The organism is Streptomyces sp. Tu 3180 (genome assembly GCF_009852415.1).
Classification (GTDB): domain Bacteria; phylum Actinomycetota; class Actinomycetes; order Streptomycetales; family Streptomycetaceae; genus Streptomyces.
The window spans coordinates 916,102-930,789 of record NZ_WOXS01000002.1; the positions used below are offsets into that span (position 1 = coordinate 916,102).

Genomic DNA, 14,688 nt, shown 5'->3' on the forward strand with positions numbered 1-14,688 from the left:
CCGTGGCCCTGCGCGACACCCCGCTTCCCGAGCCGGCCGGGCCCGTCCCGTCCGCCACCGCGGCCCACCGGGCCGCGCCCGCCCTCGACCCGGCCGACCGGGGGCGCCTGCTGGCCGGCGCCCACCACGATCCGCACGCGCTGCTCGGCGCCCATCCGGTGCCCGGCGGGATCGCCTTCCGGGCGCTGCGGCCCTTCGCGCGCGAGGTGAGCGTGGTCGTCGACGGCGGGCGCACCCCGCTCGTCCCGGAGGGCGACGGCCTGTTCTCCGGCGTCCTGGCGCTGGACGCGATCCCTACGTACACCCTGGCGGTGACCTACGGGGACGACGAGCCCGTGGAGACCCACGATCCGTACCGGTTCCTGCCCGCGCTCGGCGAGCTCGACCTGCACCTGATCGGCGAGGGCCGGCACGAGGAGCTGTGGACGGCACTGGGCGCGCACCCCATGACGCACCAGGGCGTGGCCGGCACCCGCTTCACGGTGTGGGCGCCGAACGCGCAGGGCGTGCGGCTCGCCGCGGACTTCACGTTCTGGGACGGCACCGCGTTCCCGATGCGCTCGCTCGGCTCGTCCGGGGTGTGGGAGCTGTTCCTGCCGGGCGTCGGCGAGGGCACCCGCTACAAGTTCGAGATCCACTCCCGCTACGGCCACCGGTTCCTCAAGGCCGACCCGATGGCCCGCCGCACCGAGGAGCCGCCGGACACGGCGTCCGTCGTGACGGCCTCGCACTACGAGTGGGGCGACGCCGAGTGGTTCGCGCGGCGGGCCGCCACGCCCGTGCACGAGGCGCCGTTCTCGGTGTACGAGGTGCACCTGCCCTCCTGGCGCCCCGGGCTGACCTACCGCGAGCTGGCCGAGGTGCTGCCCGCGTACGTCAGGGACCTCGGCTTCACCCACGTGGAGCTGATGCCGGTCGCCGAGCACCCCTTCGGCCCGTCCTGGGGCTACCAGGTCACCGGCTTCTACGCGCCGACCGCGCGGCTCGGCTCGCCCGACGACTTCAGGTACCTGGTCGACGCCCTGCACCGGGCCGGGATCGGGGTGATCATGGACTGGGTGCCGGCGCACTTCCCGAAGGACGACTGGGCGCTGGCCCGGTTCGACGGGGACCCGCTGTACGAGCCCGGGGACTCCCGGCGCGCCGAGCACCCGGACTGGGGGACGTACACCTTCGACTTCGCCCGCACCGAGGTGCGCAACTTCCTCGTCGCGAACGCCGTGTACTGGTGCCAGGAGTTCCACATCGACGGGCTGCGCGTGGACGCGGTCGCCTCCATGCTCTACCTCGACTACTCGCGCGAGGACGGCGGGTGGGAGCCCAACGCGTACGGCGGCCGGGAGGACCTGGCGGCGGTGGCGTTCCTGCAGGAGATGAACGCGACCGTCTACCGGCGCTGCCCCGGTGTGGTGACGATCGCGGAGGAGTCCACGGCGTGGAGCGGGGTGACCCGGCCCACCGACGCCGGCGGCCTCGGGTTCGGACTGAAGTGGAACATGGGCTGGATGCACGACTCGCTGGAGTACGTCTCCCACGAGCCGGTGCACCGCAAGTACCACCACCACGAGATGACCTTCGCGATGGTGTACGCCTACAGCGAGAACTACGTGCTGCCCATCTCGCACGACGAGGTGGTGCACGGCAAGCAGGCGCTGGTGTCGAAGATGCCGGGCGACTGGTGGCAGCGGCGCGCGAACGTCCGCGCCTACCTCGGTTTCATGTGGGCCCACCCCGGCAAGCAACTTCTGTTCATGGGACAGGAGTTCGCGCAGGGCGCCGAGTGGTCCGAGAAGCAGGGGCCGGAGTGGTGGCTGCTCGACGACGGGTACCACTCCGCGGGTGACCACCGCGGGGTGCGGGACCTGGTCCGCGACCTCAACGCGCGCTACCGGGCGACCCCGGCGCTGTGGCAGCGCGACACCGACCCGTCCGGCTTCCGCTGGGTCGCGGTCGACGCCGCCGACGACAACGTCTTCGCGTTCCTGCGGTTCGACGCCGAGGGCCGGCCGCTGCTGGCGGTGTCGAACTTCTCACCCGTGGTCCGGCACGACTACCGGCTCGACGCGGGCGACGACGTGGTCGCCTGGCAGGAGGTCCTGAACACCGACGCGGCCCGCTACGGCGGCGGGGACGTCACGAACCCGGACCCGGTCAAACCCGAGGAGGGCTGCCTCCGGCTCACCCTGCCGCCGCTCGCGACGGTGTGGCTGGCTCCGACCGCTCTGTGAAGCCCGGCGGCACCGCCAGGTGTCCGAGCCCCCGAGCGGGGCATCCGGGGTCGTACGACCGAGGGCATCTCGGCGTCGTCGCGGCAGGTCACAGAAAGGCGGCATCACGTGCGCACCGTCGGAGTGGAGGAGGAGCTCCTCCTGGTCGATCCGGAGACGGGTGAACCGCGGGCGATGTCCGCGGCGGTGCTCGCCCGTGCCGAGCGGGACGACGCGGAGCAGGACGTCTTCGAGAAGGAACTGCACGAGCAGATGCTGGAGTTCGCCACGCATCCGCAGTCCTCGATGGAGAGCCTGCACGCGGAGATCGTCCGCTGCCGCAAGGAGGCCGCGGGGCACGCCGGGGAGATCGGCTGCACCGTCGCCGCGCTCGCCACCTCGCCGCTGCCGGTCAGCCCCGCGATCGGGATGAACCGGCGGTACCGGTGGATGGAGGAGCAGTACGGCATCGCCACCCGGGAGCAACTCGTCCTGGGCTGCCACGTCCACGTGTCCGTCGAGTCCGACGAGGAGGGCGTCGGCGTCGTGGACCGGCTGCGGCCCTGGCTGCCGGTGCTGACGGCGCTCAGCGCGAACTCGCCGTTCTGGCAGGGCAAGGACTCGGGGTACGGCAGCTACCGCAGCCGGGTGTGGCAGCGCTGGCCGTCGGCCGGCCCGACGGAACTCTTCGGCTCGGCCGAGCGGTACCACCGGCGGGTCGCCGACATGGTGGCCACCGGCACCATCCTGGACGAGGGGATGATCTACTTCGACGCGCGGCTGTCCCAGCGGTACCCCACGGTGGAGATCCGTGTCTCCGACGTCTGTCTGCATGCGGAGACCGCGGGACTGATCGCCACCCTCGCCCGCGGTCTGGTGGAGACCGCCGCACGCGAGTGGAAGGCCGGCCGGGAACCGCTCGATCCCGGGGTCAGCCTGCTGCGGCTGGCCGCCTGGCAGGCGGCCCGGTCGGGGCTGACGGGCGAGCTGCTGCACCCGGCGACCATGCGCCGCATGCCCGCCGAGGCGGTGGTGCGGGCCCTGCTCGACCACGTCGCCGGGGCGCTGGAGGACCTCGGGGACCTGGAGCGGGCCCGCGAGGGCTGCGCCCGGCTGCTGCGCGAGGGCAACGGGGCGCGGGTGCAGCGCGAGCTGATGGAGCGCACCGGAAGCCTGCGGGACGTCGTCACGGAGTGCGTGCGGCACACCCAGGGGTGAGGCGTCCCGCGGGCGCTCCGGTGCCCGGGGGGCGGGCTCTTGTCGGACGGATCCGCGGGGCCGGCCTCCCGGCGGGCGGGTCCTCAGAGGATGAGCACGAGGGCGTAGGCGAGGAAGAAGGCCGCGACCAGCGCGACGAGGACGAGGATCAGGGTCAGGGGCGCCTTGGCCCAGCCCTTGGGAGGGTTGTGGGTCTCCCGGGGGCCGGCCTCGGGCATGCTGCTCTCGACGGGCGGGGTCTCGCCCGGGGGGACGCCGCCGCCCGGTTCGAGGCCGGTGCTGCGTTCGGGTTCGGGGTCTGGACTGACGTGTTTCATGCCGTCCGGGTCCCCCGATACCGCCGAGATCATCAGTGTGGGAACAGTTGTCGTGATCCCGGCCCCGGAGCGCTCCGGCTCGGCTACATTCAGGCACCGCCGATGACGGTGCCCGTCGGCCGAGTCACACCCCGTACACGTCAGGAGCAGTGCATGCGCGACCTCGCTCTCGCTCCCCCGTCCGCCCCGCCCCTGACCGGCGGTCTCGCCGACAGCCTGTTCGAGACGGCGGCCGAGAGCCCCACCCTGCCGATGCTCGCCCGCCGCGCTTCCCCGGCCTCCTCCACCTGGGAGGAGGTCACCGCCGTGGAGTTCCGCGACGCGGTCGTCGACCTGGCCAAGGGTCTGATCGCGTCGGGGATCTCGCCCGGCCGGCGGGTGGCGATCATGGCACGCACCCGGTTCGAGTGGACCGTCCTGTGCCACGCGCTGTGGACCGTGGGCGCCGAGGTCGTCCCGATCTATCCGACCTCCTCGCGCGACCAGGTGGAGTGGATCCTCCGGGACTCCGGCTGCGTGGCCGTGCTGGTGGAGGACGAACAGGGCGTGATGACCGTCGGGTCCGTGTGCGCCTCGCTGCCGCTGCTGCGGCACGTCTGGCAGCTGGACGCGGGCGCGCTGGACCAGCTGGTGGCGCGCGGCGAGTACATTCCGCTGGCCACGGTCGACTCGATGCGCCGCATCGTGCTGCCGGACTCCACGGCCGCCATCGCCTACACCTCCGGCACCTCGGGCCGCGCCATGGGCTGCGCCCTGAGCCACCGCAACCTGGCCTTTCCCTGCGACACGCTGCTGGCGGGCTGGGGGCACACGGCGGCGCCGCCCGGAGAACAGGGCTCGGTCCTCGCCTTCCTCCCCTTCTCCCACGTCTACGGCCTGATGATCCAGGGGCTGTGCGTGCGCGGCGGCCTGCTGATGGGGCACGAGCCCGATCTCGGCGGGGAGGCCCTGTCCTCGGCCCTGCGCACCTTCCGGCCCACCTATCTGTACGCCGTCCCCTCGATGCTGGAGAAGATCTACAAGAACTTCCTGCGCACGGCGCAGCAGGCGGGCCGCGGGGCCCTGTTCGAGCGGGCCGCCGACACCGCGCGGGACTTCGCCGCCGCACTGGAGCGGCAGCGGCTGGGCCACGGCCCGGGGCCGGGTTTCGATCTGCGGCTGCAGCACGCCCTGTACGAGCGCACCGTCTACCGCAGGCTGCGGGCCGCGCTGGGCGGCCGGGTGCGCCGGGCCACCTCCGGCGGTTCGCCGCTGAGCCGCGACCTCTCCCTCTTCTACGAGGGGATCGGCATCTACGTCCACGACGGGTACGGGCTCACCGAGACCGGCGGCGGGGTGACGATGCAGCCGTTCGGCCGGGAGAAGTCCGGCACCGTGGGGCGGGCACTGCCGGGCACCGAGATCCGGGTGGCCGAGGACGGGGAGATCCTGGTGCGCGGGCCGTCGGTGTTCCAGGGGTACGTGGGCGACGAGGGCGCCTCCCGGGCCGCGCTGAGCGGCGGCTGGCTGGCCACCGGCGACCTCGGCCGGCTGGACACCGAGGGCTACCTCACGATCACCGGCCGCAAGAAGGACATCATCATCACCAGCAGCGGCAAGAGCGTGGCGCCGGCGGCGCTGGAACAGCGGCTGCGGACGCACCCGCTCGTCCACCAGGCCGTCGTCGTGGGCGACGGCCGGCCCTGTGTGGGCGCCCTGATCACGCTGGACCCGGAGTTCCTGACCCACTGGCGGGCGGCCCTGTCCCTGCCGGGCGACGCGCCGACCCGGGAGGCCCGGGAGGAGAACGCGCTGCGCGAGGAGATCGCGCGGGCGGTCGCCGCGGCCAACAGCAGCGTGTCGCGCTCGGAGTCGATCCGGGTGTTCCGGGTGCTGCCGGAACCCTTCGACGTGACCAACGGGCTGCTCACCCCGTCGATGAAGCTGCGCCGGGACGAGATAGTGCGGCACTACGCGCTGGAGATCGACGCGATGTACCAGTCGCGTTCGCGTCCACGGCCGGCGCGGACCCCCGAGGAGGCGGCGGGCTGGGACGACTCGGACAACGTGTTCCGCTGACCGTCCGGCGCCCCGGGGCGCCCACCGGTGGGTACCGGTGGGCGCCCCCTTTCGCGCGTCCGGGGCCGGCGGCGTGCGGCACGGTCGCGGCCGTCCCCCCTTCCCCGCGTCCGCCCCGACCGGGCCGGGGCACCGGGTGACGTGTTTGTCACCGACCGCTCACGGGCATGCGGGCGCGTAGGCTCCGCCGGCACGGGAACCCACAGACGGGAGAGGCAGAGGAAAGACGACCGCCCCGCGACGCCGGGGCCTGGAAGGCGAGATGGCAACCGAGCCGCATTGGGACAGGACACTGGCTGCCGAGGAGATCACGAGCCGCGTCGCCAGCTTCCCCGGGGAGCTGCACGACGTCACGGAGGCACGGCTGGTCGCGGAGGAGTTCCTCTTCGACCTGGCCCGCGTGTCGGCACCGTCGGCTCCGGAACACTGGGACGACATACTGCTGGTCGTCACGGAACTGGCCGCCAACGCGGTCCAGTACGCGCCGGGGCCCTTCCAGCTGCGTCTGCGCAGGACCTTCGACGGCGTGCACGTCGTGATGCACGACACGAGCAGCACCGAACCCGCCCCTCGGCCCTTCCAGCCGAGCCGCGGCGGGGGCGGCATCGGCTGGCACCTGATTCACACGCTGTGCGACCAGGTCAGTGTGGTCAGCGACGACCGCGGCAAGGACATCCACGTCTTCCTGCCGTGGTGACCCCGGCCGGGGTCACCCGGCGGGGGTCCCGCGCGACGGCAGCCGGTGATAGTAGTCACCGACCGTGCCGAGGTAGGTGGGGTCCATGGTCTCGCTGTCGGTCCGGAAGCGGGGCGCGGCCTTCACCTCCGCCCTGCTGCACGACACCGTTATCCTGCGCTCCCCGACGTCGACGCCCGCGACGAGGCCGACCGGCACGAGGACGCTGCGGCCGAACACCCAGACGCCGGTGTCGACGACGAGGTGCCGCATGCCGTAGTGGTCGGCCTGCCGGTCCACGTGGCCGATGGTGCCGTCGTTCGCGACGACGGTGTAGCCCGTCAGGTCCTGCCCCTGGACGTCGCTCAGGTCCGGCGCGTATGACCAGATGCTGTCGATGGGCACGCTGCTCCTTGCCTCCCCGGTGGATGCGGATCCCGGGAGCGGGCGGCGAGTCCCGTGCACGGTCGGCCACCCGGCTCCACAGCAGCAAATACCCGGCAGGGGCGGGCGCATTCGGAGGGCGCGGACCCAAAACCGCACGCCGGCGATCCCGCGCCACCGCTCCCCGCCGGACCGGGCGCCTCCCCTCGCGGAGAGCCGCTCCCCCTCGGCCGGAACCCCGGAGGAAATCCCTTCGAGTACCCCTTCACGACCAGGGTATGCACGGCCCTCGCGATTTTTTCCGGGCGGGCCCCGGGGCGGTGACCGCGCTTTGTTCCCCGCCCGGAAACTGGGTTAGCCTTCGGCGTATTTTCTCATCACGCAGATCCGTGAACAGCGGAAATGCACATGACTTGGCCGGGCCGGGGGACGGCTCGGAGGGGTTTCGAGTTCTCGGCGGCGAGAGCTCCTGGGGAGCGGAACGAGGGTGCGCATGACCGGCAAGAGCACCGAGGTGACCGACGCGGTGCCACGGGACCAGGAGCTCAAGATGCTCCTCGCGGGACTGACCGCCGTACGGGACGGGGACTTCGGCACCCGGCTGCCGGACGACGCGGACGGCCTCATGGGGGACATCGCCAAGGTCTTCAACGGGATGGTGGACCAGCTGTCGGTGTTCACCTCCGAGGTGACGCGCGTGGCCCGCGAGGTCGGCACCGAGGGGGCGCTGGGCGGGCAGGCGCAGGTTCCCGGGGTCTCGGGCACCTGGGCCGATCTGACGGACTCGGTCAACGCCATGGCGGGCAACCTCACCGCGCAGGTCCGCTCCATCGCCCAGGTGACGACGGCGGTCGCCAAGGGCGACCTGTCGCAGAAGATCACCGTCGACGCCCGCGGCGAGATCCTCGAGCTCAAGAACACCATCAACACGATGGTCGACCAGCTCTCCGCCTTCGCCGACGAGGTCACCCGCGTCGCCCGCGAGGTCGGCACCGAGGGACGCCTCGGCGGACAGGCCGACGTGCAGGGCGTGAAGGGGACCTGGCGCGACCTCACCGACTCGGTGAACTTCATGGCGGGCAACCTCACCGGCCAGGTCCGCAACATCGCCCTGGTGGCGACGGCGGTCGCCAAGGGCGACCTGTCGCAGAAGATCACCGTCGACGCCCGCGGCGAGATCCTCGAGCTCAAGAACACCATCAACACGATGGTCGACCAGCTCTCCGCCTTCGCCGACGAGGTCACCCGCGTCGCCCGCGAGGTCGGCACCGAGGGACGCCTCGGCGGACAGGCCCAGGTGCGGGGTGTCTCCGGCACCTGGAAGGACCTCACCGACAACGTCAACGTGATGGCGTCCAACCTGACCGGCCAGGTCCGCTCCATCGCCCAGGTCGCGTCCGCCGTGGGCCGGGGCGACCTGTCGCAGCGGATCCGGGTCGAGGCCGCGGGCGAGGTCGCCGCGCTGGCCGACGTCATCAACACCATGGTCGACACGCTGTCGGCCTTCGCCGACGAGGTCACCCGCGTCGCCCGCGAGGTCGGCACCGAGGGACGCCTGGGCGGACAGGCGCGCGTGCCGAACGTCGCCGGCACCTGGAAGGACCTCACCGACAACGTCAACTCCATGGCCAACAACCTCACCGGCCAGGTGCGCAACATCGCGCTGGTGACGACCGCGGTGGCCCGGGGCGACCTGTCCAAGAAGATCGACGTGGACGCGCGCGGCGAGATCCTGGAGCTGAAGACGACCATCAACACGATGGTCGACCAGCTCTCCGCCTTCGCCGACGAGGTCACCCGCGTCGCCCGCGAGGTCGGCACCGAGGGACGCCTCGGCGGACAGGCCGAGGTGGAGGGCGTCTCGGGCACCTGGAAGCGCCTGACGGAGAACGTCAACGAACTGGCCGGGAACCTGACCCGGCAGGTGCGGGCGATCGCGGAGGTCGCGAGCGCCGTCGCCGAGGGCGATCTGACGCGCTCGATCACCGTGGAGGCCTCCGGCGAGGTCGCCGAACTGAAGGACAACATCAACTCGATGGTGGAGTCCCTGCGCGAGACCACCCGGGCCAACCAGGAACAGGACTGGCTCAAGAGCAACCTCGCCCGGGTCTCCGGCCTGATGCAGGGGCACCGCGACCTGCCCGTGGTCGCCGAGCTGATCATGGACGAGCTGGTGCCGCTGGTGTCGGCCCAGTACGGCGCCTTCTACCTCGCGGAGGACGGCGAGAGCGGCCCCGAGCTGCGGCTCGTCGGCTCCTACGGCTACCCCGACGACGACGCCCGGCCCACCCGGATCCCCTTCGGCCGCACCCTGGTCGGCCAGGCCGCCCGCAGCCGCCGCACCATCATGGTGGACGAGCTGCCGCCGGACTACGTGACCATCTCCTCCGGGCTCGGCCGGGTGGTGCCGACCGCGCTGGTGCTGCTGCCCATCGTGGTCGAGGGCCAGGTCCTCGGCGTGATCGAGCTGGCGTCGGTGACCCCGTTCACCCAGATCCACCGGGACTTCCTGGCCCAGCTGATGGAGACCGTCGGCGTCAACGTCAGCACCATCGTGGCCAACGCCCGCACCGACGAGCTGCTGGTGGAGTCGCAGCGGCTGACCGCCGAGCTCCAGGAGCGCTCGGCGGAGCTGCAGGCGCAGCAGGAGGAACTCCAGCACTCCAACGCCGAACTGGAGGAGAAGGCCGCGCTGCTGGCGACGCAGAACCGGGACATCGAGGCGAAGAACCTCCAGATCGAGCAGGCCCGTCAGGAACTCGAGGCACGGGCCCAGCAGCTGTCGCTCGCCTCGAAGTACAAGTCGGAGTTCCTGGCCAACATGAGCCACGAGCTGCGCACCCCGCTGAACAGCCTGCTGATCCTGGCCCAGTTGCTCGCCCAGAACCCCTCGCGCAACCTCAGCCCGAAGCAGGTCGAGTACGCGCAGATCATCCACTCCGCGGGCTCGGACCTGCTGCAGCTGATCAACGACATCCTCGACCTGTCCAAGGTCGAGGCCGGGAAGATGGACGTCAGCCCCGAACGGGTGGCGCTGCGCCAGCTCATCGAGTACGTCGAGGCCACCTTCCGGCCCATGACGATGCAGAAGAGCCTGGACTTCACCGTGACGACGGCCCCGGGCGCGCCGGCCGACCTGCTCACCGACGACTCCCGGCTGCGGCAGGTGCTGCGCAACCTGCTGTCCAACGCGGTCAAGTTCACCGAGCGGGGCAGCGTGGAGCTGCGGATCGAGCCCGCGGCGGACGACGAGGTGCCCGAGGGTGTGGTGCGCGGCGGCTCCGTGGTGGCCTTCCGGGTGAAGGACACCGGGGTCGGCATCCAGGAACAGCACCTGGAGACGATCTTCGGCGCCTTCCAGCAGGCGGACGGCACGACCAGCCGCAAGTACGGCGGCACGGGGCTCGGCCTGTCCATCACCCGGGAGATCGCGCACCTGCTCGGCGGCGCGGTCACGGTGGACAGCGTCGCGGGCCAGGGCAGCACGTTCACGCTGTTCCTGCCCGTGGCCCGGCCGGACTTCGAGGAGCTGCTGCGGCACGGCGCGGACCGGACCCCGGTCGAGGCCGCCCCGGACGCACCCTCCCCGCAGCGGCCGGCGATCGAGGCGGGGACCGGATCGGGCCGGCGCCCGCGGCGGCTGCTCGTCGTGGAGGAGCGGCCCCGGGGCCTGCTGACCCTGGTCGCGGAGAGCGTGGTCCAGGACGTCACGCACGGCCGGGGCGACGGCACCTTCCGGCCCCCGGTCGACATCATCACCACCGTCGGGGCCCAGGAGGCGGCCGGTGCGCTGGCCGCCGAGCCGTGCCACTGCGTGGTGCTGGAGCTCGGCATGGCCGAGGAGGAGGTCACCCGGTTCCTGGAGGCGCTGCGGGGCGACTCCGCCCTGGCGAGCGTGCCGGTGCTGGTGCACAGCGGTCACCGGCCCGACGCGGCGGTGGAGGAGGCCCTGCGGTCCCGCGCCGAGGGCACGGCGCTGGAGTTCCTGTCCAGCCTCGACGAGCTGCGCGAACGCATCGCCCTGCACCTCTCCGCCGAGGAACCCGGCGACGTGCTGTCCCTGGTCCGTCCGGACGAGGCGCAGCGGCCGGCTCCGCAGACCGTCGTCGACGGCTCGTTCTCCGGCCGCACGATCCTCGTCGTCGACGACGACGCGCGCAACCTCTTCGCGCTCAGCGGGATCCTGGAACTGCACGGCTTCCGCGTCCTGCACGCGGAGAACGGCCGCAAGGGCATCGAGCGGCTCGTGAACAACCCCGACGTGGCGCTCGTTCTGATGGACGTGATGATGCCCGAGCTGGACGGCTACGCCGCCACCGCCGAGATCCGCGCCATGCCGCAGTACGCCGACCTGCCCATCATCGCGGTCACCGCGAAGGCGATGCCCGGCGACCGGGAGAAGAGCCTCGCCTCGGGGGCCAGCGACTACGTCACCAAGCCGGTCGACACCCAGGACCTGATCGCCTGCGTCCGGCGCTGGCTGCCCTCATGATCCGCGCGACGACGACGCGCCGCGTCCCGCCCCCGGCGGGACCGGCGCCCCACCGCACCTCCCCTTCCGCACCCCAGGGCCCCGCCGCCGAGGAGCGTCCGCACCGTGAGCATCACCGAGCATCCGCGCGAGCCGCAGCGCGGTGAGCCGCGGCTCGAACCCGCCCCTCCCGCGCCCGCCGACGCGCCGGTGCCGTCGGACGGGGCCCTCTCCGTGGACGGGACCCTCTCCGTCCCCTCCCCGGCGGACACCCCGTCCGCCGGTCCCGCCGGCGTGTCCGCCGACTCGCCCGTGGGCCGGCTCGCGGCCACCGTGGACCGGCTCAGCCGTGAGGTGCGCGCCGCGCAGGCCGAGGCCGAGGGGCGGGCCCTGATCGAACTCGCCAAGGGGATCCTCGTCGAACGCCTGGGGTGCGGTCCCTCGCAGGCCGCGCGTCAGCTCGCCGAGCTGACCGAGCAGGCCGGGACGACCCAGCTGGAGTTCGCGGTCGAGGTCATCAACCAGGCCGCCCGGGACCGGATGTCCGAGGTGACGGACGCCTTCCTGGCCGCCACCCGGGCCGCGGACGACGCGCGGGCCGAGGAGGCCGCCGTGCGGCTGCGCGCGGCCGAGAGCGGGGCGCTGGCGGCGGACGACACCCAGGCGGTCGCCGAGTCGCTGCTGGAGCAGGCGCTGCGCCCGCTCGGGGCGACGGCGGTGGCCATCTGGGCGGCGGGCGCCGACGGGTCGCTCACGCTGGCGGGCAGCGCCGGGTTCTCCCCGGCCGAGGCGGCGCGCTGGTGCTACGTCCCGCCGGACGTGGCGACGGTCGCCCGCTGCGGGCTCCTGGAGCGCGACGGCCTGTGGATCACGTCGCTGGCCGAGACGGGCCTGCCCAGCGTCGGCCGGCACCACCACCCGGACGGGGGCAGGGCGGCCCTGCCCGCGGGGACCGGGGGACGCGTGCACGGTGTGCTGGAGATCGTCTGGCCGTCGCCGCTGCCCGAGCAGCCGCCGCAGATCGTCCGCCAGGTGGAGGCCCTGGCCGAGCTGTGCGCCCACACCCTGGAGACGTACACGCCGCCGAGCGGACCGCCGCACCGGCCGCGGACGCTGCCGGACGCCGCGGAGCTGATGGACCTGGCCGACGGTCTGCACGACCCCGCGCTGGTCCTCCTGCCGCACCTGGACGCCTCCGGGAACCTGCTGGACTTCCGCATCCAGCACGTCAACGGCCGCTTCCTGGACCCGGCGGGACGGCCGCGCGCCATGGTCAGCGGCGCCCTCCTGCTGGAGGCCTACCCGATGGCCGCCGGGGAGGGCGAGCTCTTCCAGCGGATCGAGCGGGTGTACGCCACGGGCGAGCCGTTCCGGGCCCGGCGCATGAACCTGACGGCGCTCGTCGGCCAGGTGCCGCTGTCGGCGGTCGCGGACATCAGCGTGAGCCGGCACGGCTCCGGCCTCCTGTTCATCTGGCGCATCGAGGACGAGGCGGCCCGGCTGGCGAGCCTGCTCCAGCACGCCCAGCGGCTCGGCCGGATCGGCGGCTTCGAGGAGAACCTGCTCACCGGGGAGATCACCTGGAACGGGCAGCTCTTCGACCTCTACGGGCGCCCGCAGACGAGTCCGCCGGTGCCGCTGGAGAACCTGCCCGCGCACGCCCACCCGGACGACGCCGTCGCCATCGGCCGGTTCCTGCGCACGCTGCTGCACCACCGGCGCCCCGCCTCGGCGGCCTTCCGGCTGCAGCGGCCCGACGGGGTGACCCGGCACATCCGGGTCGTCGCCGAACCGGTCCTGGACACCGACGGCCGGCCGCTCACCGTCCGCGGCGCCTACCAGGACATCTCGGCACAGCACTGGACGGAGGTGGCGCTGGCGGCCACCCGCGACCAGCTGGCGCACACCGAGCAGCAGGCCAGCGAGCGCGACCGGCTGGCGCTGCAGCTGCAGCGCGCCATCATGCCGCCCGCCCAGGCGCCGCTGCAGGTGCCCGATCTGGACGTGGCCGTCCGCTACCGGCCCGCGGAGACCGAGCAGCTGGTGGGCGGCGACTGGTACGACGCCGTGGTGCTCCCGTCCGGGCTGGTGCTGCTGTGCGTGGGCGACGTCGCCGGCCACGGCATCGAGGCGGCGACCAGCATGGTCGTCCTGCGCAACGCGCTGCGCGGTCTGGCCGTCACCGGCGCGGGCCCCGGGCAGCTGCTGTCGTGGCTGAACATCGTGGCGCACCACCTGACGGGCGCGGTCACCGCCACCGCGGTCTGCGGCCTGTACGACCCGGCCTCGCGGACGCTGAGGTGGGCCAGGGCGGGCCATCTGCCGCCCGTGCTGGTGCGGGGCGGCGAGGCATCTCCCCTGCCGCTGGTGCGCGGGCTGCTGCTCGGTGCCGTGCCCGAGGCCGCGTACGAGGAGGCGGAGGTGCGGCTGGCGGCCGGGGACAACCTGCTGATGTACACGGACGGTCTGATCGAGCGCCGGGACCGCTCCGTCGAGGAGTCCCTGGCCCACCTGCTCACCACCGCCGCCACGGCCCCGGGCACGCTCGACCAGCGGCTGGACCGGCTGCTCACGTACAGCAGGTCGGACACGGACGACGACACCTGCATCGTGGGCATCCGGGTCGGGTGACAGGGCACGGCGGGCACCGCCGGCGACGCACCGAGGCATGACACGGCGATTCGGGGGTACGCGCGGCTGCGCGGTGGAGTCGACCGGCGGGTGAGGGAGTGTCCGATCAGGTGAGGGAGCACCGGGAGGGAGCGGGCAGTGGGCTGCGCCGCTTCCCGTCCCGGAGGCGTCCTCCCCGGCCGGCGCCCATGAGAGCGTGATCACCCCGCGCGCCAGGACCGGCGCGTGTCGACGCCCCCGCAGGGGTAACCAGCCCTGGCCGTCATTTGTTGGAGGTACTCGTGCCCATTGCCCAGAATCCCCTGTCCGTCGAGGTGACCCTGCCCCGGGAGGACGTGGCCCTGCTCAGGGTGGAGGGGTATTTGGACGTCGACACCGCGACCGAGTTCCAGCATCACCTGGCGAACCAGCTCCATCACGGCCGGCGGCACTTCCTTCTCGACCTGTCCGAGGTCCCCTTCATGGACTCGTCCGGCATGAACATCATCCTGCGCGTCTACCAGGAGGCGCGTGAGCTGCCGGGAAGCGTGCACATCATCTCCCCCACGCCCGCGGTGCGCCGCATCCTGGACCTGACCGGCGTCAGCATCACGGTCCCGGTCTCCGAGAGCGTCGACGAGGCGCTGGAGCGCGTCGACGGGCTGCCGCAGGTCCCGGAGGTCCCGGAGGAGCCCGCGAGCTGAACGACATCCGCGAGAGACCACCACGTCCCCGCGTCGGGCCGGT

General features: G+C 72.8%; 9 protein-coding genes. 7 read left to right on the plus strand and 2 right to left on the minus strand.

Annotated elements, in window-relative coordinates:
- Positions 1 to 2 precede the first annotated feature (2 nt).
- Both glgB and GL259_RS05010 read left to right on the plus strand, forming a co-directional pair.
- Positions 3 to 2,228, plus strand: coding sequence for a 1,4-alpha-glucan branching enzyme (gene glgB / locus GL259_RS05005; RefSeq protein ID WP_159529529.1), 2,226 nt, complete (start codon positions 3 to 5; stop codon positions 2,226 to 2,228).
- Between the two features lie 108 nt (positions 2,229 to 2,336).
- A complete protein-coding gene (locus GL259_RS05010) occupies positions 2,337 to 3,425 on the plus strand; it encodes a glutamate--cysteine ligase (protein WP_159529531.1) in 1,089 nt (362 codons plus the stop codon).
- An 83-nt stretch (positions 3,426 to 3,508) separates the two neighbouring features.
- Here GL259_RS05010 and GL259_RS05015 read toward each other — a convergent pair whose 3' ends face one another.
- Positions 3,509 to 3,742 (minus strand): DUF6480 family protein, encoded by a 234-nt coding sequence (locus GL259_RS05015; protein WP_159529533.1) that lies wholly within the window; start codon positions 3,740 to 3,742, stop codon positions 3,509 to 3,511.
- Positions 3,743 to 3,895: 153 nt separating this feature from the next.
- On the opposite strand from GL259_RS05015, the gene GL259_RS05020 reads away from it, so the two are divergent.
- Positions 3,896 to 5,800: an AMP-dependent synthetase/ligase gene (locus tag GL259_RS05020; RefSeq protein ID WP_159529535.1), complete on the plus strand. Its 1,905-nt coding sequence runs from the start codon at positions 3,896 to 3,898 to the stop codon at positions 5,798 to 5,800.
- 262 nt (positions 5,801 to 6,062) lie between these two features.
- Positions 6,063 to 6,497, plus strand: coding sequence for an ATP-binding protein (locus tag GL259_RS05025; protein WP_159529537.1), 435 nt, complete (start codon positions 6,063 to 6,065; stop codon positions 6,495 to 6,497).
- A 12-nt stretch (positions 6,498 to 6,509) separates the two neighbouring features.
- Here GL259_RS05025 and GL259_RS05030 read toward each other — a convergent pair whose 3' ends face one another.
- Positions 6,510 to 6,881 (minus strand): PRC-barrel domain-containing protein, encoded by a 372-nt coding sequence (locus GL259_RS05030; protein ID WP_159529539.1) that lies wholly within the window; start codon positions 6,879 to 6,881, stop codon positions 6,510 to 6,512.
- A gap of 472 nt (positions 6,882 to 7,353) precedes the next feature.
- Here GL259_RS05030 and GL259_RS05035 point away from each other — a divergent pair, with 472 nt between their 5' ends.
- From GL259_RS05035 to GL259_RS05045, 3 genes are all read left to right on the plus strand, one after another.
- On the plus strand, positions 7,354 to 11,352 hold the full coding sequence (locus GL259_RS05035; RefSeq protein ID WP_159529541.1) for a HAMP domain-containing protein: 3,999 nt from the start codon (positions 7,354 to 7,356) through the stop codon (positions 11,350 to 11,352).
- Between the two features lie 105 nt (positions 11,353 to 11,457).
- Positions 11,458 to 13,962, plus strand: a complete 2,505-nt coding sequence (locus GL259_RS05040; RefSeq protein ID WP_159529543.1) for a SpoIIE family protein phosphatase — start codon at positions 11,458 to 11,460, stop codon at positions 13,960 to 13,962.
- Between the two features lie 281 nt (positions 13,963 to 14,243).
- Entirely contained in the window at positions 14,244 to 14,645 is a 402-nt protein-coding gene (locus GL259_RS05045) for an STAS domain-containing protein (RefSeq protein ID WP_159529545.1), read from the plus strand.
- Positions 14,646 to 14,688 lie beyond the last annotated feature (43 nt).